This is a genomic window from Lysinibacillus sp. A4, assembly GCF_024919535.1.
Lineage (GTDB): Bacteria > Bacillota > Bacilli > Bacillales_A > Planococcaceae > Lysinibacillus > Lysinibacillus capsici.
The window spans coordinates 353,267-378,463 of the sequence record NZ_JANWTB010000001.1; the positions used below are offsets into that span (position 1 = coordinate 353,267).

Consider the following 25,197-nt stretch of genomic DNA (forward strand, 5'->3'; position numbering starts at 1 on the left):
ACTACGGAAAAAACGATTTTCTCCGAACTTTACACTTTCTTTATAATTACCTTAGAGCGTATCCGCACTTTATACAAGGGGAGGAGGCTACCGATTTCATCGAAGCAGTTTTCTTCCTGCCTGGGCTATCCGCCAATTTTGTGGGGCTATCCGCCACTTTAACCGGGCTATCCTTCACTTTTACCGTTCTATCCGGTACTTTAACCAGGCTATCCGCCACTTTGCCGCTCCTATCCGCTACTTGACCGAGCTATCCGCCACTTTTGCCGTTCTATCCACTACTGTCCTGGCTATCCTTCACTTTGCCGCTCCTATCCACTACTTTAACCGGGCTATCCTTCACTTTGCCGGTTCTATCCGCTACATCCTTCATTTTTATCCCATTAAAAAAGGAATGCACTGTGATTGTGCATTCCTAAGCGAACTAGAAAAATAAACTTAGAATATAGTAAATCAATGCTGCCATGACAGCAGAGATTGGCATCGTGATGACCCATGTTGTAACGATTTTACGTGCCATCCCCCATTTAACGCCTTTAACACGATGTGCTGTTCCGACACCCATGATGGATGAAGAAATTACATGTGTTGTAGAAACTGGTAAATGGATTAATGTGGCACCAAAGATAATCGATGCAGAAGCTAAGTCTGCTGCTACCCCATTTACTGGGCGGATTTTCATGATTTTACCGCCAACCGTTTTGATAATTTTATAGCCTCCGACAGATGTACCAAGACCCATCGCAGTTGCTGCAGCAAAACGTACCCAGAAAGGAATATCATCTCCTTGGTGTAGGCCGCCGGCGATTAGCGCCAAGGTAATAATACCCATTGCCTTCTGCGCATCATTTGTCCCGTGTGTAAAGGATTGTAAGGCTGCTGTCCCAATTTGCATTGTACGGAAGCCTTTATTCGTTCGATATAAATTCATATCTTTGAAGATGACTTTTAATAATGTCATCATCAGGAAACCAGCTGCGAACGCTAGTAATGGTGAAAAAATAAGTGCTTGAAGAATTTTAATAAACCCAGCATAGTTCAAAATATCAAATCCTGCTGCGGCAATAGCTGCCCCCGCAACAGAACCTATTAATGTATGAGAAGAACTCGATGGAATCCCAAAATACCATGTTAATAAATTCCATGTAATGGCAGATAATAAGGCTGCTAAAATCACAACAGAACCTGTAATATCGCCATCATAGGCATTTAAAGAAAATGGGTCCACAATATCTTTTGTTAGGGCTTTGGCTACCCCAACGAATGTAATCGCTCCTACGAAGTTCATTACTGCTGCCATATAAACCGCAGTACGTGGCTTTAAGGCACGGGTCGATACAGAGGTAGCAATCGCATTGGCTGTATCATGGAAGCCGTTAATAAAGTCGAACACAAGTGCGAAAATAACGACTAATATGGTGATTAATAAGATCGTATCCATTTCGTACACTCCATCTTATGCATTACGCATAATTATTGTTTCAATTGTGTTTGCTACTGTTTGACAGCTGTCCGCAATGTCTTCAAATTGCTCATAAATATCCTTGAAAACAATCAAACGCATTGGGTCTTTTTCTTGGATGAATAATTGCTTCATCGAAGAACGGAAAATTTCATCACATTCACGTTCATTGTCCTTAATTTGAATAGCATGTTTACGCATTTCCACAAGCTTTTTACTATTTAACAGTTCCATGGCTTGTACCATTTCATCTGTACTCTTCGCAATATATGTGAGGAATTGGCGCATTGGCTCTGTTACTTCTGTTAGGTTGTACATATTGAAGTGCGCAATACAGCCTTCCATTCCATCAATTACATCATCTAATTTATTGGCTAAGGCTAAAATATCTTCACGCTCAATTGGCGTCATAAAAGATTTATTCAGCATAACAATTAGCTCATGGATTAATTTATCGCCACTTGTTTCGTATTGCTTCATTGTATCTGCGATTTCTTTTAGTGCATCTATATCTTGAATACGTGCATTATGAGCATAGTAAATACCCTCATTCACGTTTTTCGCGATTTTTAATAGTGATTGAAAAAATGGATCTTGCTTGTTTGAGTTGAACATCCTGTTCCTCCTGTTGAAAAAATATTGTCGATTTCTGAACCATCATAACAAAACATTTACACAATTCAACAAAATTTTAAACACTTAGCTGTTGATTTTACAAAACTGTAATATAAAATTTGCCACATTTATTTTCAAGCTATTTTCAAAGTTGCAAACGTTGGAAATCAAATATTAAAAATCACGATTTTTTCTTTAAAAACGCCCATTTTTTCTTTTATTTTTATAAAAATACTTGAAATAAACTTTTTCCTGCTTATTTGTTTACCTTGTGAAATGTTAAGGAATTGTAAACAAAATTTACATGAAAATGTTGGAATTTCATTGTGATTTTTTGACTTTCGCAGTACGCTATGTTAAAACGCGATGAAGAAAGATGGGAGCATATTTATGGATATTGATTTACTTTCACTCACAATATTATTACTACTTGCTTTTATCGCCTCTTTTTTAAATGCGATTGTTGGAGGTGGTGGGCTCATCTCCTTACCTGCATTAATGGCTGTTGGTTTACCTCCAAGTACAGCTATTGCCACAAATAAACTGGCCAATACCATTAGTAATGGTACAAGTATGCTAACTTTTTTACGTGCAGGTAAAGTAGACTTCAAGAAAATTGGAAAAATCCTCCCCTTTATCTTTGTAGGATCTTTACTCGGTGCCTTTACTGTCCATCTTGTATCCCCTGCTATTTTAAAACCACTTATGCTTGTTATGCTCGTCCTTGTAGCTGCTTATACAATGTTTAAAAAAGATTGGGGACAGCAATATCAAGAGCGTGTACTTAGTACAGTCAAACATTTAGCCTATATAGGTGCATTTGCGGCAATTGGCTTTTACGATGGCTTTTTTGGACCAGGTACGGGTTCATTTTTCATTTTTATTCTATTAATGATGGGCTATGATTTTCTCCAAGCTGCTGGTAATGCGAAAGCTTTTAATTTCACCTCAAATTTAGCGGCATTAATCATGTTTTTAATTTTAGGAGAAGTTCATTTTCTCTATGGTTTTTCGATGGGCTTTGTCATGATCTTTGGGGCAATCCTTGGATCCAAATTTGCGCTGAAGCGTGGAACGAGCATGATGCGGGTCATCTTTATTGTCATGACATGTTTATTGATTTTGAAAAATGCCTGGGATTATTTCTTTCATTGAGACCGCCAATTTTCAGTCAATTGACAAAAAATATTAGCGTGCTATAATACTTTTGGGCTTCACCGCATTGAAGCGCAGAAGTATTTATTAGGAGGATTCACATGTTTCGAATAGAAGCAAAGAGTAACCCTCGATTTCTTGAGGCAAGCTTTATCACTATTTTAATTATCGCCATAATGGCTTATAGTATTGGCTATTTAAAGGCTACGCCGCATATCCCGATTTTTCTTGTGATTGCCCTTTTACTGGCTTATGGATTACTGAAAAAAGTACCCTTTCGCGATCTTGAGGGTGGTATGATTGCTGGTGCTAGCGCTGGACTTGGCGCCGTTTTTATTTTCTTTTTTATTGGCATTTTAATTTCCAGCTGGATTATGGGTGGAACGATCCCAACCCTTATCTATTATGGCTTTTTAACTGTGTCGCCAAACTTTTTCTTTGCTATCGTGTTTTTAATTTGTAGTATCGTTGGTATTTCAATTGGAAGCTCTCTGACAACTGTCGCAACGGTTGGTGTAGCATTTATGGGCATTGCCGGAGCTATGGATATCTCGCTAACCATTACAGCTGGAGCGATTGTTTCTGGGGCCTTCTTTGGTGATAAAATGTCTCCATTATCCGATACAACCAATCTTGCTTCTGGTACAGTTGGTGTAGACCTTTTTGAGCATATTAAAAATATGGGCTGGACAACCATCCCTGCTTTTCTTATCTCCTTTGTGCTCTATGCTATTATCTCCCCAACAGGAGCTGCTACATCCTTTGAGACAGTGGAGCAATTTAAAGGGGGTTTACTGTCTACAGGACTTATTCATTGGTATACATTATTGCCAATTGTTGTTCTCGTAATCATGACTTTTTACAAGGCACCTGCAGTCATTACATTGGCTGTTGTGTCCATTATTGGAGTAGGTCTTGGCTCTTTACTTGACCCAGTTCCCGCTTCAGATGTCTTCAAAATTCTGTTTGATGGCTATGTCTCTCAAACTGGTAATAAAGAGGTAGATGCCTTGCTCACTCGTGGTGGGATGAATAGTATGCTATTTACAATCGCGCTTGTCTTACTTGCCTTAACAATGGGTGGCCTTTTATTCACACTAGGCATTATTCAAAGCATTTTAGCGAAGGTCGAAAGCTTATTTAAAAGTGCTGGTTCTGTTATTACAGGCGCTGCCATCACCGGCATCGGTGTTAATACATTGATCGGTGAACAGTACTTATCCATTCTATTAACTGGTGAGGCCTTTAAGGCACAATTTGCAAAGGTTGGGCTTGCACCAAAAAACCTTTCACGCGTCATGGAGGATGCAGGTACGGTCGTCAACCCACTTGTACCCTGGAGTGTTTGTGGTATTTTTATCACAAGTGTCCTCGGTATTTCCACACTGGATTACCTACCGTTCACCTTCTTCTGTTTACTAGGACCAATTCTAACGATCTTGTTTGGCTGGAGTGGCAAAACATTAACAAAGCTTTAACCATAGCAAAAGGTAGCTGAAAAAACACCAGCTACCTTTTTATTTTACTCAAAATTTTTATGGAAACACCATTTCTTACTACCTTGACTATGTGTTGTATAAAATAATTTTAATCCCTTATCGGATCGGAAATTTGATAGCGTGTAAAGCTAGCTGTTGGAGAGAAAGCTATCATTCCAATTTGGAATCAAAATTCATGATTTTTCGCATTTCTGTTGGATGACCTCCTTTGCTATGCTCTACTAAAGGAGATGAAAGAGGATGACAACAAAAACAAAATGGAATGCTCATTTATATGATGAAAAGCATGATTTCGTGTCAAAATTGGGTACAAGCTTAGTCGATCTACTAGCGCCGCAAAAAAATGAACATATTTTAGATGTGGGTTGTGGTACAGGAGATTTGGCTAATGACATATCAGCACTTGGAGCTTCTGTGCTCGGAGTAGATGCGTCGGCTACAATGATTTTAGCTGCTCAGCAAAAATATCCTGCCATTAACTTTCAAACGATGGAAGCTACAGCGATGCACTTTTCTCAGCAATTTGATGCCGTTTTCTCCAATGCCGCACTTCATTGGATGAAGGAACCTGATGTAGTTATCGAAAATGTCTATGGTGCACTGAAGAACGGTGGACGCTTTGTTGCTGAAATGGGTGGACAAGGCAATATTGCATCTATCATTTGGGCTCTGCAAAAAAGTATGGAAACTTTACAATTTCCCTATATCGACCACTATTTCCCTTGGTATTTTCCAAGCGTCGAGGAATATCAATCAAAATTAGAAAAGGCAGGCTTTCAGGTCGAGAATATCACACTCTATAAACGCCCTACACCACTTCAAGGGCAGGATGGGCTTCGCAACTGGTTGGTCATGTTTAGTGAAAATCTTCTACAGCACTTAAAGGCTGATGAGAAAGAGCAGGTTTATGCGACATGTGAGGAATTATTAAAGCCAACTTGTTTCCAACAGAATGAATGGGTCATTGATTATTATCGTCTGCGCTTTATTGCTCGTAAAAAATAGATTACAAAAGGTTACTATTCTGTTGTAGTAACCTTTTTTCAATGCTAAGAGCGAGGCAGCAATATTACAATGACGCCTATTAAGCATATCCCTGCGCCAATAAAGTCTAAATGATCGGGCTTTTTGCCATCAATGCCCCACCCCCATAAAATAGACAACACGATGAATACCCCACCATAGGCTGCATAAACTCTGCCAAAGGTAGGGAAGGACTGGAATGTTGCAACAACGCCGTACAGAGCAAGTGCAATACCGCCAATAATGCCCCAATAAAAAGGTTTACCCTCTCGTAACCAAAGCCAAATTAAATAGCCCCCACCTATTTCACCAATTCCTGCAAAAATAAATAATAATATAGCGATCATACTGTATCTCTCTTTCTCATTTTCTCTCTATTATACATGTCTTACATACTCCAATATGTAATGGTGTCCGTTATTCCGATTAAAATTAATAGGATACCTGCTGTTAGTTGAATAGCTCTTCCCATCTTCATGCTTTTTCGTAGGATAATACGCTTGGCATCAAAGACATAGATCAACAGAAGCATGATGATGAGCGGTACAGCGGTCGCTACGCCAAAAATACTAGGTAGAAGCAACCCATAGGAAGTGCTTGCCACAAGGGGCATTAACCATACAAAAAATAGAACAAACATAGTGGGACAAAAGGCAATAGAAAAACTAGCGCCGATTAAGAACGAGCCAAATTTCCCCTCTTTTACTACAGGCGGCAGCAGCGATGTTAAACGTTGTAGAAAGGTTAATTTGAATAAACCGATTAGCACCAGCCCTGTTAGCAGCATCATCGGCCCAATAGCCTGACGAAAGATTGGAAAATAAACGGTCATCTTTGTTTCAAATGATTGCCCAAAAAGCCAAGCACAAAAGCCAAGCACACTAAAAACAACCACTTTCCCCACAATAAAAAACATAATTTCTTGCCAATTACTGCTCTTTTGAAGTGTTCGATTGCCGTAAAATGTAATGGCACTCATATTACCTGTTAACTGACATGGAGCAAAGGCGCCTATCAAGCCAAGAAGAATGGCCATCATCAGGGCAGAATGCTCATAGCCCTGTACAAATTGCGTAAGCGGTTCACTAATCAACTGACTAATGGTGGACAATATACTATACATCTAAACACCCTCTATCTATTATTTATACTAAAATAGTATAAAGGTACATTATGAATAAACAGTGCAGAAAACGGCTTTACCCATACACGCTATTACACGCTACTAAAAAATCATCATAATCAGCCGAGACATACTTTGTAAGCAAGTAAGTATCCGATACAATATGAGAAAATTCTTTTACTGAATAGCTATGCAGAAGATTTTGCTGACAATCTGCTTCAATTACACTCTTAGGCAGCAAGGCAATACCAAGACCATGCTTGACGAAATGCTTAATTACCTCTGTTTGATTAATATGCATTGTTTGATGGCTAGTAAATTGCTGTAGCACCTGTTGTACTTCCTGCCAATAGGGCGCATATTCATGTGTGAGAAGCGTTTCCTGCTGTAAAAGGGTGAAAGCATCATATTCCTTTTTAGTAATAGGAGCAATTAAATGCAATGGTTCTTGTGCGAGCATCACTGTGTGAAGCTCACGAGTTGAGGTTAATTTGGATAAGCCCATATCGATTACACCAGTAAATACCGCTTCCCCAATTTCATTGGATTTTAAAAGCTCTATCACTATCTGAGTAGAGGGCTTTCGATGCTGAAATGCTGTAATAATAGCTGGTAATGTTGAATTCGCTATTTGCGGAGCAACGCCAATCGTAAGCTTAGCGGTGTAGCCTTTTACGAAGGAATCCATTTGTTGTAGCCCTTCATCTAAAGCGGACAGGATTTTTTGTGCCTGCAGACGAAAATAAGCACCCTGCTGATTTAACGTCACCTGTTTGCTCTGTCGATTAAATAATGGGGTTTGCAATGCCCTTTCTAAATGTTGGATATGCTTCGTTACAGTCGATTGTGTAATAAATCGTTTTTCAGCTGTTTCTCGAAAGTTTTCAGTTTGTGCTGCCACTATAAATGTGCGTAGCCACTCTGTCTCCATCGCCATCCCTCTTTCGTTTTCAACTAGTATAACGAAAAATTTGTAAGTCTTGAAACCTTTTTTCAACATAAGCGTATGTATAGCTAACGATGTCAGTAGGAGGAATGAAAGATGTCTTTTTTTCATAAAGCATTAGCAAGTATTGGTATAGGTTCAGCGACAGTGGATACAAGATTGGAGAAGGATACTTATCGTGCTGGAGAGGTCATGCAGGGGGAAATCATTGTACGTGGCGGTCAAGTTGAGCAACAGGTCGACACGATTTACCTATCCGTCAATACGACGTATATCCGTGAGTCGAATGATCACAAACATACAGAGGTTGCCGCACTGCAGAAGGTTAAAGTAACAGAGCCTTTCACACTGGGCGCGGGCGAGGAAAAAATCTTCCCTATTTCACTAACATTGCCATTTGAAACACCAATTAGTGCAGGTAAAACACAGGTATGGATTCAAACGGGCCTTGATATTAAAAATGCGGTCGATCCGAGTGATAAGGATTATATTCGTGTCGAGCCAACAGCATTAGCAGGTCATATATTAGATGCGATTCGTGGATTAGGTTTCCGTTTACGTGAAGCTGAATGTGAACAAGCTCCTTCACGCTTCCGCGGCTACTATCCATTTGTCCAGGAATTTGAATTTGTACCCACTGGACAATATAGAGGCCATTTAGATGAGCTTGAATTAGTTTTCCTTTCTCAATCCAACCATTCTGCAGAGATTTTCATGCAAATTGATCGCAAAGTAAAGGGCATTGGTAGCTTTTTTGCTGAAGCATTAGATATGGATGAAAGCTATGTTCGCACAACGGTTACGATGCATGACCTACCGACACTGCAAGCAAAGCTTCAGCAAATCATTTCAAAGCATGCCTAATGAACTAAAAAGTAGTTGAAGCCTTACTTCAGCTACTTTTTTTATGATCAAATAGGAGGGGTGAAAAGGATGATGATGAAAGCGGCATTATTTGATTTAGACGGAACATTATTAAATAGAGATGCATCTGTCGAACTCTTCATTGAGCAGCAATATGAGCGGTTAAAGGAGGTACTAGGCTCCATTCCAAAAGAACAATATATAACTCGTTTTATCCAATTAGATAAGCGGGGCTACGTTTGGAAGGACCATGTCTATCAGCAATTAGTAGAAGAATTTCAACTTGTTCCTATTACGTGGGAAGAACTTCTTCAAGATTACCTAAACGAATTTAAATATAGCTGTGTCCCTTTTCCTAACCTTATCCCTATGCTAGAACAATTGAAAAAGGATCAGTTGGCTTTAGGCATAATTACGAATGGCTATGGGCATTTTCAGATGGACACTATAAAGGCATTAGCCATTGAACATTATTTTGATGTCATTTTCGTTTCTGAATGGGCAGGAATGAAAAAACCCGATCCTCAACTGTTTTTAAATGCCATCGAAAAGCTAAATGTCCTTCCTCATGAATGCGTTTTTATCGGCGACCATCCTGTGAATGATGTCAAAGGTGCTCAACATGTGGGAATGAAGGGCATTTGGAAAAAAGATAAACAATGGCAACATGTTCAAGCGGATGCCATCGTGGAGGATTTATTAGAAATACCGATATTCATTGACTCTTTCAGCCCATCATGCTAAAAAAACCCATCTACCAATAAGTAGATGGGTTTTTGTTCTATCTTATGTCACAGCTTGCTTTACTTTTTCTAGCACCTCTTCAGCTGTCGCTAGCTGTAATGCCTCTGTTGCTAAAGCCTGCATCTCTGGGACAGATAATTGCTTTAGCAAGGCACTCGTTTTTAAAATAGACGTAGCACTCATGGAGAACTCATCTAAGCCTAGGCCTAGCAATAGTGGAACAGCATGCTCATCGCCAGCCATTTCTCCACACATTCCTACCCATTTTTGTTCTTGATGGGCAGCTTTAATGACCATTTGAATTAAACGTAATATGGCTGGGTTATAGGGTTGATATAAATAAGAAACTTTTTCATTCATCCGATCTGCCGCCATTGTATATTGAATTAAATCATTTGTGCCGATGGAGAAGAAATCCACTTCTTTGGCAAAAGTATCTGCCATTACGGCTGTCGAGGGAATTTCAACCATCATCCCGACCTCGATGGAAGAGCCTACTGCAATCCCTCCAGCTATCATCTTTTCCTTTTCCTCAAGCAAAATGGCTTTAGCCGCACGAAATTCTTGAATGGTCGCTATCATAGGGAACATAATTTTTAAGTTTCCATAGACAGATGCTCGCAGTAGTGCTCGCAATTGTGTGCGGAATAACTCCTGCTGGTCAAGACATAGACGAATGGCACGGTGACCAAGGAATGGATTCATTTCTTCTTGCAAAGGTAAATATGGCAGGTGCTTGTCGCCACCAATATCGAGTGTTCGAATAACAACTGGCTTGCCCTTCATTCCTTCCAAGACTGTTTTATACGCTGTAAATTGTTCTTCCTCAGAGGGTAAATTTTCTCTGCCCATATATAAAAACTCTGTTCGATATAAGCCAATTCCCTCTGCTCCATGACGCAATACACCATCCAAATCATTTGGCGATCCAATATTAGCCGCTAGCTCAACATGCACGCCATCTTTAGAAACGGTTTGCTCATTCACTAAAGTAGACCATTCCGCCTGCTGTACCCGATATTTTTGTGCCTTTTCCTGATAGTCTGCAATCACATCGGCACTTGGATTCACTAGGACTTGACCCGTCAAACCGTCAACAATTATAGTATCGCCATCCTGAATTGTTGTCGTAGCAACCCCTGCCCCTACGACTGCTGGGATTTCTAAGCTACGAGCCATGATGGCCGAATGGGATGTACGCCCACCAATATCGGTAATAAAACCGAGAACATAGTTGCGATCTAATTGGGCTGTCTCTGAAGGTGTCAAATCATTCGCTACGATAATTACCTGTTTGTTCATATTGCTTGGATTTGGAATATGTACTCCGAGTAAATGTGCTAATATGCGATTTGTCACATCTTTAATATCTGATGCACGGGCACTCATGTATTCGTCATCCATACCTTCAAATAATGCCACAAACATATTGCTTACTTCATGCAATGCATACTCCGCATTTACCGCTTCGTCTGCAATTTTTTGATTGATAGGCCCAATTAATTCGGGATCATGAACCACTAATAAATGTGCCTCAAAAATTGCGGCTTCTTCTGCACTAAATTTTTCGAATGTTTGCTGTCGAATGACAATCAGTTCTTGCTCTGCTTTGGCAAGAGCGGCTGCTAAACGTTTCTGCTCTGCCTCGATATCATGAACAGTTGTTTTAGCGAATGTTAAATCTGGTTGGACGAAACGATATGCTTTCGCAATGGCAATGCCGTCTGAAGCGGCAATACCAGTGAGTCGTGTCATTGTGCAAGCCCCATTTCCGTGATGAGTGTCGTTAGTGCTGCTAATGCTTGCTCTTCGTCTTCCCCCTCTACAACAAGTGTAAATTGTGAACCTTGCTTTAAGGCTAATCCCATCACACCTAAGATTGATTTCAAGTTAGCTGCTTTTTCTTCTGTGCGTATTTCTATAGATGAAGCAAATGGTGTTGCTTTTGCCACAAGCTGGCTCGCTGGTCGTGCATGAATACCTAAAGGATCGACTACTGTAAATTGTTGTGTTTTCATAATTTATTCTCCTCTTCTTGTAAGTCTGTTAAAACCATTACATTTGGATGTTTTGATAAAGCAGTTGCAGGTACGTCTTCTGTATAATCAGATGCCAGTAAACGCTCTAACACCTCACGCTTAGCTTCTCCCACTGCGAGTAACAAAATGCATTTTGCCCGCATAATCGATTGAATACCCATCGTGTATGCCTGTGTTGGCACTTCGTCAATGGATGAAAAGAAACGCGCGTTAGCTTGACGAGTAGATTCTTCGAGTGTTACAAGATGTGTTAAAGAAGCAAATGACGTACCAGGCTCATTGAAGCCGATATGACCATTTTGACCGATACCAAGCAGTTGGAAATCTAAGGGATATTGTTGCAGTAATCCTTCATAGCGAGCTGTTTCCACTAAAGGATCTACTGCTAATCCATCTGGTAAATACGATGCTAAAAATGGTTTTTGGTTCAATAAATGTTTGTTCATATAATAGGCGTAGCTTTGCTGATGAGTTGCCTCAAGCCCAACATACTCATCCAAATTAAAGCTAATACAATGTGAAAAATCAATATCTGTTTTACAGATTTTAGCATATAGTGGTTCCATTGTCCCACCAGTAGCTAACCCGAACGTTGTGGCGCCATTATTTTTGGCTTCAACGATGGTCGCTACTGCATGTGAATATAAATCATCCATTGAGGAAAATCTTTTTACTTTCACCACATATCCTCCTTTGTATCCTAGAAATGAATACGCTGACCATACTGATCAATAAGCGCATCGTTATTAGTTTCCCCTAAATTACTGCTACCAAACACTGGTACACTAGTGCCCTGTGCATGCATAAGCTCAATGATTTGAGCGAATAAAGCATTTAATAAAGTCGCACCTAACACCGTTGATACAGGGGCATACTGCAATTGGTCAACGGTTAACACACCATCACCTAATGGCACATGCGTATTCAAAACTTCATCTACTACTTGTTCTAAACGCTTGCCTGACGGATGGCGCGATGGCTGGTGCTGATATTCCAGTGATTGCAGTGAAATGGTCAAAGCGCCCGCTTCCTTTGCATAGATAGCCATATCAATGGGCACTGGATTATTGGCAGAGGTTGAAATGATGATACAAACATCTTGGTCATCAAATTGCAGCTGATCCTTATAGAAGGCTAAAAAAGCCTGTTTTTTTTCATTTTGTGAGGATTGCCGTGCACCCTGATGTAGCATTAACGATTCTATGTGTATCGGTTTGACAGGCACTAAGCCACCTGCTCTGTAGTAACATTCCTGTGCTAATAGCATGGAATGACCAGAGCCAAAGAGCTGGATAATGCCTCCCTTTGTGAGACGTTTAACAATTTGCTTGGCAATATGCATAAGTTGGTTGCTTTCCTGCTGTGCCACCATTGTTAAATATCGATTTACTTGTTGAAAATAGGTATTCATGTTCTATCACCTTTTCATTTCCATCGTTTCATGCAAGATGTTTGTATACCTGCTGCATATTAGTAACTATTGTCCACTTGAATTTGCATCATATAAGACCTTGCCCGCCTTAATCGTTTGGTGGAGCTTTAATTGTTCATCTAAAATCACTGCATCCGCATCAAAGCCTTGTATAAGCTGACCCTTATTACCTAGCTTCAATTGCTCGGCAGCATTAAAGCTGGACATTTTGACAAGCTCCTCCAGCGTACAATTCGTAATGTGATGCATATTCCGTACAGCCTGATCCATTTTTAAAATACTGCCTGCTAATGATCCATTTGACAAATGAGCGCCTGCTTCTGTCACATGAACTGTTTGACCACCTAAATCATATGCTCCGTAAGGCATTCCCTTTGCACGCATGGCATCGGTAATTAAAATAAGCCCGTCTGCTCCCTTTAAGCGGTAGGCCATTTCCACCGCGCCTTCATGCATATGGATAAAGTCAACAATCAGTTCTGCTTTAATCGCATCTAGCAACAGGACACCGCCAACTACACCTGGATCTCGATGGTGGAATGGACGCATTTGGTTATATAAGTGTGTCCCCTGTGTGGCACCTAATTGAGCCGCTTGTTGCATTTGCTCAAAGGTCGCATCCGAGTGACCAATTGAAACAATGACACCGCTAGCAGAAATACTTTGCACAGCTGCCATGCCATTTGGTTCTTCTGGTGCTAGTGTAATTTGCTTAATTTTATGGCCACTTAGTTGCTGCCACTTTGTCCATATAGCCAAATCTAGCTCGACAATATATTCAAGCGGCTGTGCCCCTGCTCGCTGCTTTGAAACAAATGGCCCTTCGATATGAATACCGAGTACCTCTGCTTCGTCTGGCTGTGGCTGGAACTGTGCTACATTTTCAATAGCTCGTTCAATGTTGTCATAGCTTTGTGTCATCGTTGTAGCTAAAAAGCTTGTCGTTCCTTCTTTTAAAAGGGATTGAGCCATTGTATGAAGCCCTTCATCAGAAGCATCCATCGTATCCATTTGAGCGGATCCATGAATGTGCATATCAATAAATCCTGGCAATAAAAACTTCCCTGAACCATCAAGCTGTTCTACATCGTGGATATCAAGCTGAGGAGCAATTAGCGCAATTTTACCATCCTTCATCCATACATCAACCTGCTCATCTCGTCCATTGCCATTCACTACTGTGATATTTCGAATGAGTAAACTCAAGAAAAACATCTCCTTCTTGAACAAGGGCTGTCGAAAAGGCATCCGTGTGCAATAGCGCATTGCCTCTGTATACCTTCGCTAACAGCCCCATTAGTCGTTACTTCTTCATTGTAATAATATTCGTTGAGCCTGCTCGTTGATAGCCAGTCTTTTCAAGTGTAATCTCTTGCCCCATTAAACTTGTAAAGACAACTGGTGTGATGACAGAAGGTACTTGCTCTTCAATCTGTACAATGTCTGCTTTTAATAACGCATCCCCACGCTTAACTTTTTGACCATCTGTAACGAACAGATCAAAACCATCACCATTTAGTTTGACTGTATCTAAGCCAACATGAATTAATACTTCAATGCCCGTATCAGATTTTAAGCCAATTGCATGCTTTGTTGGGAACACCATCACTACTTGACCATCAAATGGTGCATAGACTGCACCATCTGTCGGACGTATCCCGAAACCTGGGCCCATCAAGCCTGCTGAAAATGCCTCATCAGGCACTTCTGTTAAAGGTAATAAATCGCCCGTCATTGGCATTTCGAAATCACGGAATGTCACCGTGTCATTCTTCACCGTTTCTTCCAGGACAGGCTGTGCAACTGGAAGTCCTGCATTGGCTGGTGCTGGATTGCCTTTTTTCAAACGTTCTTTGATGGCTTCAGCTAAAAACTCCACGGATGTCCCAATGATTACTTGGACATTGGTTTTACTAATACGCATAACTCCTCTTGCACCTGTTTGCTTCAATGTTTTTTCATCGACGCTAGCAGAATCCAGTACAGACAAGCGTAAGCGGGTTGTACAATAATCCACCTGCTTAATATTGTCTTTTCCACCTAATGCTTCAATTGTATAATATGCACGTAAATCGATATCATCAGCAATAGCATTTACTTCGCCATCCTCATCCTCATCGTCTTCACGTCCAGGTGTTTTTAAGTCTAATTTTTTGATTAAGAAATAGAATACTACAAAGTAAATCGCCCCAAAGCCTAAACCTAAAGGTAATAAGAGCCATGGTTTATCTGCCAGACCAAGGTTTAGTAGGTAGTCACTTAAGCCTGCAGAGAAGCCAAAGCCATCACGGAACCCAACAAGATAGGCCACAGCCAATGAAATACCTGTTAATACAGCATGAATACCATAAAGAACTGGTGATAAGAACATAAAGGAAAATTCAATAGGCTCTGTAACACCCGTTAAAAAGGCTGTTAAAGCGATGGAAACGAACATCCCTCCAACGATTGGACGCTTTTCTTTTTTCGCTGCAAAATACATTGCTAGACAGGCTGCTGGTAAGCCAAACATCATGATTGGGAAGAAACCAGCTTGGAAATGTCCAGCTGTTGTGTCTCCTGCTAGGAAACGGTTAATATCCCCTTTCACGATTTCGCCTGCAGCATTTGTAAATTCACCGAAATCAAACCAAATAATTGTATTGATTACATGGTGGAGACCCACTGGAATTAATAGACGGTTGAAAAAGCCATACATCCCTACGCCAAGTGATCCTGCACCGATCATCCAATTGCCGAAAGCATCAATGCCACCTTGAATTGGTCCCCAAACAATCGCTAAAATACTACCTAAAATTGCCATGGTGATGGACGTAATAATCGGTACAAAGCGCCGTCCACCGAAGAATGATAACCATTCTGGAAATTTCACATTATAATATTTGTTATATAATAAGCCTGCCGTAATACCGGCAATAATACCACCAAACACACCCATATTTAATTCTTCGTTAACAGTCTCTAAAACGGCGACTAAAACAAGATGCGCAATCGCACCCGCTAGAGCTGCGCCGCCACCACTATCGTGTGCAAATCCCATCGCAATACCGATAGCAAAAATAATTGGTAAATTCCCTAGTATAGCATCACCAGAAGCGGCCATAATACTAGCAATGTACTGGATGGCTTCATTCGGTATGGCCCCAAGCATATCCGCTGAACCTAAACGCAATAGTAATGCTGCTGCTGGTAATGTTGCGATTGGAAACATGAGCGACTTACCAATTTTTTGTAAGAAAGCAAACATTCTTTATCCCCCTTTGGTATAGTTGTCTAGACCACTTTAGTAAAAAAAAAAGCGTTTTCACTAAGTTGCTATTATTATAGGCGCAATTCAAAAAAAAATAAATACTTTTTTAATATTTCGTGATGTTAAACAAAAAAACCGCACCCTAATCCAAAATTAGGGCACAGTTCTTCTTTAGCTTATGCCGTGACATCACGTTTCATAAAGGTTGAATAACTAATGACAAGGAAAACTACTGCGTAAATAGCAAGTACTGTTAATGAGAAGGGCAACGTCACATCAGCAATCATGGAGCCACCACCATGCTCATACTGTGTTAAATCAGAATGTGTGAGCCAAATATATTTGACGATGTCGTATCGGCTTAAGAACATAACTATCATGCCGCCTGTAAAAGAAAGGAACATCGTTAAACCGATTGCTAATGAACTTGAACGGAATACTGAACCAATCAAAAAGGCAAATAATGTAGACATCACAAAATCGCCACCAGATAATAGGTAATGATAGGCTAAATCACTCCATACGGCCTTTTCAACGATCTGTCCATTGACCATTTCTAATTCCACACCTGTTCCCATGCCGAACAAGACTAAGCCGATAAGGGCACTTACCACCACATTGACCACATACAATAGCAAACCAAAAAGGAATGTTGTCAGTAATTTTGACGTCAACACTTTGGCACGGGACATTGGACGCGTTAAGAGCATTTTAATCGTCCCTGTTGAAAATTCGCTCGATACAATACTAGCTGCGGTAATGACTGTAAATAAAGTAACAAGCGTAAGCATACCGCTTGTAAAGGACATAAAGCTTGCAAGACTACTATCTTTTTGACTTGGTGCATCATTCGCTAAACGATATTCAGAAATAGCCATCTGCTCTTGAAAGTATGCTTTATCTTCCTCCGTTAAATCCTCACCTGCTAGCGTCTCTTTATAGGATTGAATGGCCTCCTGCTCTATGTCCTGCCATGAGCCTTCCGTCGGGGATTTTACTTCATAATATTTGGTGATTCCAGCAGGAACAATAATGACAACAATCAGCATAGCCACCATTGCCCATGTTCCTTTTTTATGCCATAATTTCATCCACTCATTTTGAATTAGCTTCAGCAATTTGTCCGCCTCCAGTCATTTCTAAGAATTGATCCTCTAATGTTTTTTGATGTGGCTGTACGGCAAATAATTGAATACCCGCTTGGACTAGTTGTGTAGTCATAGCTGGAACATCTTCTTTCTTCATTTCCACCACATAGCCTTGATTCTCTGCTACAAAGTTAAAGTCACACTGTTCCAGATAAGCAGACACCTGCTCTTTTGGCTCAGCCTCCACATAATAAAACGATGAGCTTTCATTGTGAATATCGCGCAGATCAATTAGCTGCCCATTTTGAATCACGGCCACTCGATCACACATTAATTCAATTTCTGATAATAAGTGACTTGAGACAAAGACGGATACGCCCTCTTCTGAAGCAATCTTACGCAGGTACATACGAAACTCACGAATACCAGCAGGGTCTAAGCCATTCGTTGGTTCATCTAAAATTAAAAATTTCGGTCTGTGCAATAACGCCTGGGCTAATCCTAGTCGTTGTCTCATACCAAGTGAATACGTAGAGACCTTTTCATGTATACGATTTTCGAGCCCAACTTGTTGAATGACCTCCTGAATTCGTTCCTTTGTTACATTTTTATGCATACGTGCAAAATGTAGTAAATTTTTATAGCCTGACATAAATTTATACATTTCTGGATTTTCAACAATCACACCAACCTTACTAATGGCTTCCTCGTAATGCTCCTTCAGTGAAAGCCCGTCGATGATGACATTGCCCTCTGTTGGATGCATAAGCCCTGTCATCATTCGGATTGTTGTTGTTTTCCCCGCTCCATTCGGTCCTAAAAATCCTGTAATTTGGCCTGGATATAAATCAATGTTTAACTGTTGAATTAATTGCTTTCCTCGAATAGTTTTCGATAAATTTTGCAATTGTACAATCGGTTCTGTCATATTTTTCACCCTTTCTAATCTATTTCGCCTGAGCATTATGCAGTCTGGCACGACAACATTGCTTTATTGACGATTCTTTCTTCACCTTTAGCTGTCTTTTACTGAAGGACGATAAAACCCTTTCATCCACTCAACTGCATCCTTATTAGCCACATCGCGTAATGTTTCCACATTCTCGTAGGCCATGATTGATCCTGCCTGCAATAAAATAATTTGATCTAAAATAGGCTCTACCTCATATAATTCATGTGTAGATAGCAAAATCGTTTGATTTTCGATGTCCGTAAATTGAATTAAGCCTTTAATCAACTGCTCTCTCACAATTGGGTCTAGCCCAGCAAATGGTTCGTCCATGACATAATAAGGAACCTCTCGTCCAAGGGTGGCAGCCATTTTCATGCGACCACGATTACCCTTTGATAATTGGCGTAGCTTTGTGCGTGTATCTACCTGTAAAAATTGTGCGACGATACAGGCTTTGTCATAGGAAAAATCTTCAAATTGCGAAGCATAATGCTGGAAAAGCTGTTCACCCGTGTAGTACTCAAAAAATAAATCTGTATCTGGTAAATAAGCAATTTTGTCAGCACTTCTACGTGTGACTGGCTTACCCTCTAGTGTGATCTCACCAGCAGTGGGTCTCAGTAAACCAGCCAAAACTTTCATAAGCGTAGATTTACCACTACCATTTTCCCCAACTAGTCCAATGATTTGTCCAATTGGAAAGGAGAAGGATAGATCCTGTAAAACTGGCTTTTTCTTATATTGAAAAGATACATTTGATAGCTGTAACATCCCTTCACCTCACGCTTTATTTTTCAAAACTACAAGCATCTCTTCCTTCGAAAAGCCTAATGCCTCAATCGATGTTAAAAAATTTTCAGCCAGCTGATTTTTCATCTCTTCCCGCAATAACTCAATGCGCTCCTCATTGCTCGTAATAAATGTACCCTGTCCTCGTTTGGTTTCCGTTATATTCATTGCCTCTAACTCCTTGTATACACGTTGCACCGTATTGACATTGACACCTGTTTCTACTGCATATTCTCGAACGGAGGGAAGTCGATCACCTAGCTCCAACTTCCCCTTCAAAATGTCTCCACAAATTCGATCGACAAGCTGGCTATAAATGGGTTTGTCACGCGAAAAATCCATCGTCATCGTAAAACCACCCTTTCAAGCCACTTCGATGCTGCTAAAAACAGCAGTAGTAGTAATAACGTAATGGCTATTTCCTCAACGACATATATCGAGCCAAGCATCCATTCCATCGTCAATTCTTTCGCTTTTGGTAGATAGTGTTCGATGTTTTGAAGCGAAACTTCCCCATGGAGGAAGATCGTTCGATACAGCTGACTCTCCGTTACCCGCGCCCAACCAGCTGTGGTTACATAAAACACAATCATTGTCAGCACAATTGAAAAACGACCTATTATGCGCTTCAATTGCAAATAAAAAGCTAAAAAGAATAAAAGAACGATAAATAGCATTAATTGTAAAATTGTCAATATAATAACAATCATTACCAAAACTAATAAAATTTGTCCAGCGCTCGCGATCAGCTCATCCTTAATATTGAAAATGGCTATACTCGTGAAAAGGATAGTGAAGAGGACATAACCTACTAATGAGCAAACCAATTTTGCTCCGATAAGCTTTGTGATAGAGCTTGTTGAATGGAGCCAGCTCTCCTTTGCTTTAATATCCAAACGCATCGATGCTAAAAATTGTAAGATAGAATAGAATCCACCTAGAAAAAGGACGAGCATCGTAAATGCAAATGCTAGTTGATGCTCATGTGCAAAGAGATCGACATACTGATGTAAGATATATGGAACGATCCAAGATAGCATAAGTCCCATAAATATCCCTACTAGAAACCATGAGCGATAAAGTACCCATTCTTTTTTTAAAAGTCCTGTAAAGCTTTTCAATCACAACACCTCGTGTCATAGTGTACTAGTCACATATTACACTATGACTTTTTTGTTGGCAAGTGGTAAATACAAGAAAAAGGAAATTTTGTTTACTCAACAATTAAGCTTATGCTCAAAGAAGGTATTCACCTATTAAACACAGAATATATGGATAGCACTCTAACACTAAGCGTAAGGTGGTACTTGAATGGATAAAAGAGTTGTCTTTGATTTTGAAATTGAATTTACCAATGGTGGTGGCATACAAGGGCAGGATTTTCGCCTTGATATTGATGGAGATGACATATCGGACGAAGAGCTAGCTAAGTATATTGTGGAAGATATGAGGTTGCTCATGGTTGGCAAGGTAACGATCTTAAACAAAAAAATTATTAATGAAAAACATAAACGAAAACCTCTTGTTGAGCAAGAAAGGACATGAAGCTCGTTGAAAGCGATACTATTTGATTTAGATGATACCTTACTTAATCGAGATCATGCTGTCGATAACCTGTTTTATATTATTTTGGAAAAATACTATGGTGTTATTCAGGGTATGCTCAAAAAGGACATGCTGGAAAAATTTAAGGAATACGATAAAAGAGACTATGGGATTGCCGATAAAACCAATGTTTTATCATCGTTTTTTAATGCGTTTCCATCAACCTTTCAATTGCATCGCCATGACATGCAAGATTTTTGGGATCAGCAGTTTCCATATTGCTTTTCTATTGATCAACATGTGTTGAAGGTTCTCCAAACGATGAAGAAGCAAGTACAAGTTGGCATTATCACAAACGGCTCTACACAGCGACAAAAGGCTAAAATCACACATACAGGTTTAGCTAGCTATTTTGATGTTATCCTTATTTCGGAGGAAGTAGGCTTAACTAAGCCTGACAAACGCATATTTGAATTAGCTCTACATCAGCTCCAAGTTCAGCCAAATGAAGCCTTATTCGTTGGGGATGACTTAGCAAAAGATATTGCTGGTTGTCAGCGAGCAAGGATGAAGGGCATATGGTACAATCCTCATCGGCTCACGAATCCTACTGACATTAAACCTGATGCAGTGATTCATTCATTTGAGCAATTAATAAAAGGAAGAGCCCTGTTTAACTAGGACTCTTCCTTTGACTGTTACACCATTTTCCCTACTACTTTTACCTTTAATCTTGTTGCATTTTCTGGATGATACGCGAGAGGTGTTTCTTCTACTTCCACTAGCTCAATGGTATCCTCAAGAGCACCTGCTAATACGGCTTGTTTCACAGCCTTGTTTTGTGCATCCTTCAAGGATTCCTCACGCGGTTCTTTGGAATAAATATAAATTTGCTCATATTGACCACTAATTTGTGCAATCGAGGCTCCGATGGCATTCGCAACACCACCGTATTCAGATTTTACAATTGTGGAAACGCCCCGAATCTTTTCTGGCACAATGATACCACCACCCCCTACTAAGACTAGTGACACATCCTCTGAGGAAGTTTTCATCTTATCAATCGCCTGTTCTAGTAACGAAGAAATTTCTTCTTGAACGGCTTTGGCAAAGGCTTCATCAATATGTGCCACTAACGTGGAATCACCTACATCTGCTAAGCCTAAACGGACAGCGATATCTGTTGTCGTTAAGGTCGAGCCACCGAAAACAAGGGCCTCCTCACTGATTTTATAGCCTACACTATCCGGCCCGACTGTAATTTTGTTGCCGTTCACACGAACAATACTTCCCCCGCCAAGTCCGACTGAAATAATATCTGGCATCCTAAAGTTTGTCCGAATGTCTCCCACTTCAACTGCGACCGAGGATTCTCGCGGGAAACCATCCTGTAATACACCGATATCTGAAGTGGTACCCCCAACATCCAATACCATCGTGTTTTGAATTTGAGATAAATACGATGCTCCACGGATACTATTTGTTGGTCCACAGGCAATTGTTAAAATTGGGAATTGCTTGGCGTAGTCGATAGACATTAATGTACCGTCATTCTGGCATAAATAAACCTCTACATCAAAAATGCCTTCCGCTTGTAACGCCTGTACAAAGCCCTGTGTTGTTGTCTCAATCACCTTACATAATGCAGCATTTAGAATCGTAGCATTTTCACGTTCTATTAACCCGACTGAACCTATTAATGAGGAGCAGGAAATTGGAAATTCCTCGCCATAGACTTCTTGAATCCATTCACGAACCTGCAATTCTTGATCATTTTTAATAGAGGAAAAGACACCAACAATCGCAATGGATTCTACTTGACCACGCCATTCCTCTAGTAGTTTTGTAATTTCCTGTTGATCAAGCGCACTCAATAATTGGCCGTCATATTCATAACCACCATGGGCAATGGCATAATTACCAGATAATTTATCAATCATATCCGCTGGCCAAGCTGTATAAGGGAGTACGGAAGCCGTCGCTGGATAACCTAGTCGAATGACACCAACCTTTGCTAGTTTTTTACGTTCAACAATGGCATTGGTGCATTGTGTTGTCCCTAACATCGCATGAGTAATTTTTGTTTTGTCAATATTTGCACCCTCTAGTAATTGTTGCAGTGACTTTTCAATCCCTGTTTTAATATCTAAGCTTGTTGGTGATTTCACACTGTAAATAAGCTGGCTATTATGATCTAAAAGGATGGCATCTGTGTTTGTTCCACCTACATCGATTCCAATTTTATACATGCTCTGCTACCTCCTTTTTCACCAATTCCTCAATTGGCGTATACTCATATTCATAGCCAAAGTATTTGGGTCCAGCTGTTTCAATACCTTTTGCTGTACGCCATTTCTCATGTGCTGGTAAGCCAATCACACGCACACGTTTACCATATTTTAAGCTCTCTGTTGTAACAGGCAGTAAAGTTTCATAATCCACCAAACAAATTAAGTCTGGTGTCATCGCTATAACCTGCCCGTTTTTCTCAGCTAATAAGTTTTCATTTTGGAAATGAACCTTCATTTGATCATTTTTATAAGATTCAATACCTTCAAGATTCATTTTACCTAGGTTAAAGCCGCCCTTCGTTTCACGAATAACATCCACTATTTTTCCTTGGAAAAGCTCATATCCTTCCGCAAGCTTTAAAAGGCTTTGTAGCTTATCGTTCACCTCTTGATCTTTCGAGGCAATAATTTCACCGATTTTTTCAGAAAGCGTCACTATATGATGAACACCGCTTTGTTTAATTTGCGCACCCGTTGTTGGGTAGAGGCTCACTAAAGAACTAGCGCCCATTTCTACTGTTGCTGTTCGAGCGATACGCTCGGTCCATTTATTATCAATCGTTTCAAAAATACCAATATTCCCTTTTTCATCAGTGATGGCCATTGGCGTTGCCGAAATCCCATCTAAGTGGAATGTCACCATTTGTAATTCCGGAAATGCACGCCCCATGCCATCACAATCAATCAATGGTAAGCCAAGCTGTGCTGCTACTACAATAGGAATCATCGAATTGACCCCACCTGCTTCCATTGGATAGGTGCCTGCAATTTTTTCTTTCCCCAAATATTGGGCGAGCTTTTGGAAAACCTTAACAAACTCATCGCCACGTGGGAATTTTTCTACTAAAACTGATGGTGCCCCCATCATTGCGGCTGGAATGAAAAAATCATCATCCGCAATTTCATCCACTGAATACAACTTTACAGGGCCATTTTTTTCGATAGCAGAAAGCGCCATTAATTTTCCAATATAGGGATCTCCTCCCCCACCTGTTCCTAAAAATGCCGCCCCTATGGCAATATGTTCAATAGCTGCCTGATCTAAATATCTCATCTATGTTCCTCCAATATGACCGTTTTTTGTACAGATACACGATACCCAACATAATAAATCACGAATGAAATAATGATGCCAATCATCGGTTGGTTTGGTAGCGCTGGCAATGCTGGGAATAAGGAAAATACCACTGGCATACAGGCAATTACAGCACCTACTAGCCAAGAAAATACACCTAATCGATTGACCCCTTCAACTTCCTGCCAGCTATCTGTTTTGCCTTTATGAATGACCCAGTAGGAAGCAATCATCACCCCTGCAACAGGCGGAATCATCGCCGATAAAATTGACATGATAGGTGTAAAATAATTTAAAATCCCTACAACGGCTAAGATTGTGCCAATTGTACCCGCCACACCTATGGCTAATCGTTCTTTGTTTTTAGCAACATCAAATACATTAATTAAGGCAATACCACCTGAAATTGCATTGACCAAATTGGTTTTCCATGTTGCTAAAATCAGACCCACTCCACCAATAAAGGGTGTTGCGATATGCAGAAAGACTGCTGTAATATCACTTGTTTGATAGGCAATCGTTAAGACAGCTCCCACAGCAATCATTAGCACCCCTGCAGGAATAATCCCTAATGTAGCGGCTTTGAAAACGTCTGAACGCTTTTTTGAAAATTGCGAATAATCACCCGCTATAACAGCCCCTAATGCAAAGGACCCAATCGTTACAGCTAAACCATCCATAAAGCTCATATTGCCCTGCGGCTGATAATCCCGAACGAGCTGTAGTTGCTCACCAGTTAATATTTGACCTAAACCATACAGACAAATGATGACGAGCAATGGTACGGCGATATAGCTTAAAATACGCAACACCTTCATCCCATAAAGTGCGGATACGACCATGACCATACCACTAATGAAGGAAGCGATTGGAATGGGTATATTCAAATGATAGATTGCTAATAAGTTTGCTAAGGCTACGCCACACACATTGGCCTGAATGCCAAACCACCCTAAGCAAGCAATGGCTAAGATAATGGATAAAATTGTACGAGAGCCCTTTTTACCAAACACCTGTCCTGCTATATGGACAGTGGGCTTTCCTAAATCACTGCTTTGCATGCCTTGCAAGATCATGATGATCACGACAATAGCATAGCCTACAAAAGCAACAGCCAGTGCCTTTGATAAGCTCATATTGGTAATCAGTGCGTTACCGACTAATAAACTGGGAATACAAATCATGGCACCAGCCCAAATAATGCCTAAGCTATACCAAGATTGACCTTTATTTTCATTTTGCATGTGACTCCCTCCTTATTTGGTGATGGATTAATGTTTTTAATTATAGAAGACAGGTGAGTGT

At 40.3% G+C, this 25,197-nt stretch carries 26 protein-coding genes; 7 read left to right on the top strand and 19 right to left on the bottom strand.

Annotated elements, in window-relative coordinates; genetic code table 11:
• Positions 1-424: 424 nt before the first annotated feature.
• Both NY607_RS02195 and NY607_RS02200 read right to left on the bottom strand, forming a co-directional pair.
• The gene (locus tag NY607_RS02195) at positions 425-1,441 is read right to left on the bottom strand and encodes an inorganic phosphate transporter (RefSeq protein ID WP_004229076.1); all 1,017 of its coding nucleotides are present in this window, start codon (positions 1,439-1,441) and stop codon (positions 425-427) included.
• 15 nt (positions 1,442-1,456) lie between these two features.
• Positions 1,457-2,077, bottom strand: coding sequence for a DUF47 domain-containing protein (locus NY607_RS02200; protein WP_004229078.1), 621 nt, complete (start codon positions 2,075-2,077; stop codon positions 1,457-1,459).
• A gap of 390 nt (positions 2,078-2,467) precedes the next feature.
• Between NY607_RS02200 and NY607_RS02205 the strand changes: the two genes are divergently transcribed.
• From NY607_RS02205 to NY607_RS02215, 3 genes are all read left to right on the top strand, one after another.
• A complete protein-coding gene (locus NY607_RS02205; RefSeq protein WP_259419083.1) occupies positions 2,468-3,232 on the top strand; it encodes a sulfite exporter TauE/SafE family protein in 765 nt (254 codons plus the stop codon).
• 101 nt (positions 3,233-3,333) lie between these two features.
• Positions 3,334-4,710: a Na+/H+ antiporter NhaC gene (gene nhaC, locus NY607_RS02210; RefSeq protein WP_048390375.1), complete on the top strand. Its 1,377-nt coding sequence runs from the start codon at positions 3,334-3,336 to the stop codon at positions 4,708-4,710.
• Between the two features lie 261 nt (positions 4,711-4,971).
• The gene (locus tag NY607_RS02215) at positions 4,972-5,736 is read left to right on the top strand and encodes a class I SAM-dependent methyltransferase (protein ID WP_131519861.1); all 765 of its coding nucleotides are present in this window, start codon (positions 4,972-4,974) and stop codon (positions 5,734-5,736) included.
• 44 nt (positions 5,737-5,780) lie between these two features.
• Here the strand turns inward: NY607_RS02215 and NY607_RS02220 are convergent, their stop codons facing one another.
• From NY607_RS02220 to NY607_RS02230, 3 genes are all read right to left on the bottom strand, one after another.
• Complete coding sequence (locus NY607_RS02220; RefSeq protein ID WP_259419084.1) at positions 5,781-6,101, bottom strand: YnfA family protein; 321 nt, start codon at positions 6,099-6,101, stop codon at positions 5,781-5,783.
• Between the two features lie 41 nt (positions 6,102-6,142).
• Positions 6,143-6,877 carry an urease accessory protein UreH domain-containing protein gene (locus NY607_RS02225; RefSeq protein ID WP_259419085.1) on the bottom strand — a complete coding sequence of 245 codons (735 nt, stop codon included), beginning with the start codon at positions 6,875-6,877 and terminating at the stop codon, positions 6,143-6,145.
• A 76-nt stretch (positions 6,878-6,953) separates the two neighbouring features.
• A complete protein-coding gene (locus NY607_RS02230; protein ID WP_259419086.1) occupies positions 6,954-7,808 on the bottom strand; it encodes a LysR family transcriptional regulator in 855 nt (284 codons plus the stop codon).
• A gap of 111 nt (positions 7,809-7,919) precedes the next feature.
• Between NY607_RS02230 and NY607_RS02235 the strand changes: the two genes are divergently transcribed.
• Both NY607_RS02235 and NY607_RS02240 read left to right on the top strand, forming a co-directional pair.
• On the top strand, positions 7,920-8,687 hold the full coding sequence (locus NY607_RS02235; RefSeq protein WP_054550900.1) for a sporulation protein: 768 nt from the start codon (positions 7,920-7,922) through the stop codon (positions 8,685-8,687).
• A gap of 72 nt (positions 8,688-8,759) precedes the next feature.
• Positions 8,760-9,431, top strand: a complete 672-nt coding sequence (locus NY607_RS02240) for an HAD family hydrolase (protein ID WP_237900944.1) — start codon at positions 8,760-8,762, stop codon at positions 9,429-9,431.
• 42 nt (positions 9,432-9,473) lie between these two features.
• Here NY607_RS02240 and ptsP read toward each other — a convergent pair whose 3' ends face one another.
• The 11 genes from ptsP to NY607_RS02295 form a co-directional block, all read right to left on the bottom strand.
• Entirely contained in the window at positions 9,474-11,186 is a 1,713-nt protein-coding gene (gene ptsP / locus NY607_RS02245) for a phosphoenolpyruvate--protein phosphotransferase (protein WP_259419088.1), read from the bottom strand.
• Positions 11,183-11,449: an HPr family phosphocarrier protein gene (locus NY607_RS02250; RefSeq protein ID WP_004229305.1), complete on the bottom strand. Its 267-nt coding sequence runs from the start codon at positions 11,447-11,449 to the stop codon at positions 11,183-11,185. The genes ptsP and NY607_RS02250 overlap by 4 nt, the downstream gene beginning before the upstream one ends.
• Positions 11,446-12,150, bottom strand: a complete 705-nt coding sequence (locus NY607_RS02255; protein WP_237900336.1) for a glucosamine-6-phosphate deaminase — start codon at positions 12,148-12,150, stop codon at positions 11,446-11,448. Before NY607_RS02255 ends, NY607_RS02250 begins: the two co-directional genes overlap by 4 nt.
• Positions 12,151-12,170: 20 nt before the next feature.
• Positions 12,171-12,881 (bottom strand): sugar isomerase domain-containing protein, encoded by a 711-nt coding sequence (locus NY607_RS02260; RefSeq protein WP_237900334.1) that lies wholly within the window; start codon positions 12,879-12,881, stop codon positions 12,171-12,173.
• A 66-nt stretch (positions 12,882-12,947) separates the two neighbouring features.
• Positions 12,948-14,108, bottom strand: a complete 1,161-nt coding sequence (gene nagA, locus NY607_RS02265) for an N-acetylglucosamine-6-phosphate deacetylase (RefSeq protein ID WP_259419089.1) — start codon at positions 14,106-14,108, stop codon at positions 12,948-12,950.
• 97 nt (positions 14,109-14,205) lie between these two features.
• Positions 14,206-16,149, bottom strand: a complete 1,944-nt coding sequence (gene nagE / locus NY607_RS02270; protein WP_259419090.1) for an N-acetylglucosamine-specific PTS transporter subunit IIBC — start codon at positions 16,147-16,149, stop codon at positions 14,206-14,208.
• Between the two features lie 179 nt (positions 16,150-16,328).
• Positions 16,329-17,270, bottom strand: coding sequence for an ABC transporter permease (locus NY607_RS02275; protein WP_259419091.1), 942 nt, complete (start codon positions 17,268-17,270; stop codon positions 16,329-16,331).
• On the bottom strand, positions 17,248-18,168 hold the full coding sequence (locus tag NY607_RS02280; RefSeq protein ID WP_259419092.1) for an ABC transporter ATP-binding protein: 921 nt from the start codon (positions 18,166-18,168) through the stop codon (positions 17,248-17,250). The genes NY607_RS02275 and NY607_RS02280 overlap by 23 nt, the downstream gene beginning before the upstream one ends.
• 87 nt (positions 18,169-18,255) lie before the next feature.
• A complete protein-coding gene (locus NY607_RS02285; RefSeq protein ID WP_066037440.1) occupies positions 18,256-18,963 on the bottom strand; it encodes an ABC transporter ATP-binding protein in 708 nt (235 codons plus the stop codon).
• Positions 18,964-18,972: 9 nt separating this feature from the next.
• On the bottom strand, positions 18,973-19,329 hold the full coding sequence (locus tag NY607_RS02290; protein WP_048390347.1) for a GntR family transcriptional regulator: 357 nt from the start codon (positions 19,327-19,329) through the stop codon (positions 18,973-18,975).
• Complete coding sequence (locus NY607_RS02295) at positions 19,326-20,102, bottom strand: hypothetical protein (RefSeq protein ID WP_259419093.1); 777 nt, start codon at positions 20,100-20,102, stop codon at positions 19,326-19,328. Before NY607_RS02295 ends, NY607_RS02290 begins: the two co-directional genes overlap by 4 nt.
• Positions 20,103-20,292: 190 nt before the next feature.
• On the opposite strand from NY607_RS02295, the gene NY607_RS02300 reads away from it, so the two are divergent.
• Together NY607_RS02300 and NY607_RS02305 are read left to right on the top strand one after the other, a co-directional pair.
• A complete protein-coding gene (locus NY607_RS02300; protein WP_237900322.1) occupies positions 20,293-20,526 on the top strand; it encodes a cyclase in 234 nt (77 codons plus the stop codon).
• Between the two features lie 6 nt (positions 20,527-20,532).
• Positions 20,533-21,207 (top strand): HAD family hydrolase, encoded by a 675-nt coding sequence (locus NY607_RS02305; protein ID WP_259419094.1) that lies wholly within the window; start codon positions 20,533-20,535, stop codon positions 21,205-21,207.
• A 17-nt stretch (positions 21,208-21,224) separates the two neighbouring features.
• On the opposite strand, the gene NY607_RS02310 is transcribed toward NY607_RS02305, so the two are convergent.
• From NY607_RS02310 to NY607_RS02320, 3 genes are read right to left on the bottom strand one after another with little or no spacing between them, the layout of a single operon-like run.
• The gene (locus tag NY607_RS02310) at positions 21,225-22,775 is read right to left on the bottom strand and encodes a hydantoinase/oxoprolinase N-terminal domain-containing protein (protein WP_054550891.1); all 1,551 of its coding nucleotides are present in this window, start codon (positions 22,773-22,775) and stop codon (positions 21,225-21,227) included.
• Positions 22,768-23,871, bottom strand: coding sequence for an S-methyl thiohydantoin desulfurase family protein (locus tag NY607_RS02315; RefSeq protein WP_237900318.1), 1,104 nt, complete (start codon positions 23,869-23,871; stop codon positions 22,768-22,770). The genes NY607_RS02310 and NY607_RS02315 overlap by 8 nt, the downstream gene beginning before the upstream one ends.
• Positions 23,868-25,136: a cytosine permease gene (locus NY607_RS02320; protein ID WP_112117837.1), complete on the bottom strand. Its 1,269-nt coding sequence runs from the start codon at positions 25,134-25,136 to the stop codon at positions 23,868-23,870. The genes NY607_RS02315 and NY607_RS02320 overlap by 4 nt, the downstream gene beginning before the upstream one ends.
• Positions 25,137-25,197: the final 61 nt, after the last annotated feature.

What these genes read in the sequence shown, in the direction of transcription:
- NY607_RS02195 (WP_004229076.1), bottom strand. Translation starts at nt 1,441, where the DNA reads ATGGATACGATCTTATTAATCACCATATTAGTCGTTATTTTCGCACTT.
- NY607_RS02200 (WP_004229078.1), bottom strand. Translation starts at nt 2,077, where the DNA reads ATGTTCAACTCAAACAAGCAAGATCCATTTTTTCAATCACTATTAAAA.
- NY607_RS02205 (WP_259419083.1), top strand. Translation starts at nt 2,468, where the DNA reads ATGGATATTGATTTACTTTCACTCACAATATTATTACTACTTGCTTTT.
- nhaC (WP_048390375.1), top strand. Translation starts at nt 3,334, where the DNA reads ATGTTTCGAATAGAAGCAAAGAGTAACCCTCGATTTCTTGAGGCAAGC.
- NY607_RS02215 (WP_131519861.1), top strand. Translation starts at nt 4,972, where the DNA reads ATGACAACAAAAACAAAATGGAATGCTCATTTATATGATGAAAAGCAT.
- NY607_RS02220 (WP_259419084.1), bottom strand. Translation starts at nt 6,101, where the DNA reads ATGATCGCTATATTATTATTTATTTTTGCAGGAATTGGTGAAATAGGT.
- NY607_RS02225 (WP_259419085.1), bottom strand. Translation starts at nt 6,877, where the DNA reads ATGTATAGTATATTGTCCACCATTAGTCAGTTGATTAGTGAACCGCTT.
- NY607_RS02230 (WP_259419086.1), bottom strand. Translation starts at nt 7,808, where the DNA reads ATGGAGACAGAGTGGCTACGCACATTTATAGTGGCAGCACAAACTGAA.
- NY607_RS02235 (WP_054550900.1), top strand. Translation starts at nt 7,920, where the DNA reads ATGTCTTTTTTTCATAAAGCATTAGCAAGTATTGGTATAGGTTCAGCG.
- NY607_RS02240 (WP_237900944.1), top strand. Translation starts at nt 8,760, where the DNA reads ATGATGAAAGCGGCATTATTTGATTTAGACGGAACATTATTAAATAGA.
- ptsP (WP_259419088.1), bottom strand. Translation starts at nt 11,186, where the DNA reads ATGACACGACTCACTGGTATTGCCGCTTCAGACGGCATTGCCATTGCG.
- NY607_RS02250 (WP_004229305.1), bottom strand. Translation starts at nt 11,449, where the DNA reads ATGAAAACACAACAATTTACAGTAGTCGATCCTTTAGGTATTCATGCA.
- NY607_RS02260 (WP_237900334.1), bottom strand. Translation starts at nt 12,881, where the DNA reads ATGAATACCTATTTTCAACAAGTAAATCGATATTTAACAATGGTGGCA.
- nagE (WP_259419090.1), bottom strand. Translation starts at nt 16,149, where the DNA reads ATGTTTGCTTTCTTACAAAAAATTGGTAAGTCGCTCATGTTTCCAATC.
- NY607_RS02280 (WP_259419092.1), bottom strand. Translation starts at nt 18,168, where the DNA reads ATGACAGAACCGATTGTACAATTGCAAAATTTATCGAAAACTATTCGA.
- NY607_RS02285 (WP_066037440.1), bottom strand. Translation starts at nt 18,963, where the DNA reads ATGTTACAGCTATCAAATGTATCTTTTCAATATAAGAAAAAGCCAGTT.
- NY607_RS02290 (WP_048390347.1), bottom strand. Translation starts at nt 19,329, where the DNA reads ATGACGATGGATTTTTCGCGTGACAAACCCATTTATAGCCAGCTTGTC.
- NY607_RS02300 (WP_237900322.1), top strand. Translation starts at nt 20,293, where the DNA reads ATGGATAAAAGAGTTGTCTTTGATTTTGAAATTGAATTTACCAATGGT.
- NY607_RS02310 (WP_054550891.1), bottom strand. Translation starts at nt 22,775, where the DNA reads ATGTATAAAATTGGAATCGATGTAGGTGGAACAAACACAGATGCCATC.
- NY607_RS02315 (WP_237900318.1), bottom strand. Translation starts at nt 23,871, where the DNA reads ATGAGATATTTAGATCAGGCAGCTATTGAACATATTGCCATAGGGGCG.
- NY607_RS02320 (WP_112117837.1), bottom strand. Translation starts at nt 25,136, where the DNA reads ATGCAAAATGAAAATAAAGGTCAATCTTGGTATAGCTTAGGCATTATT.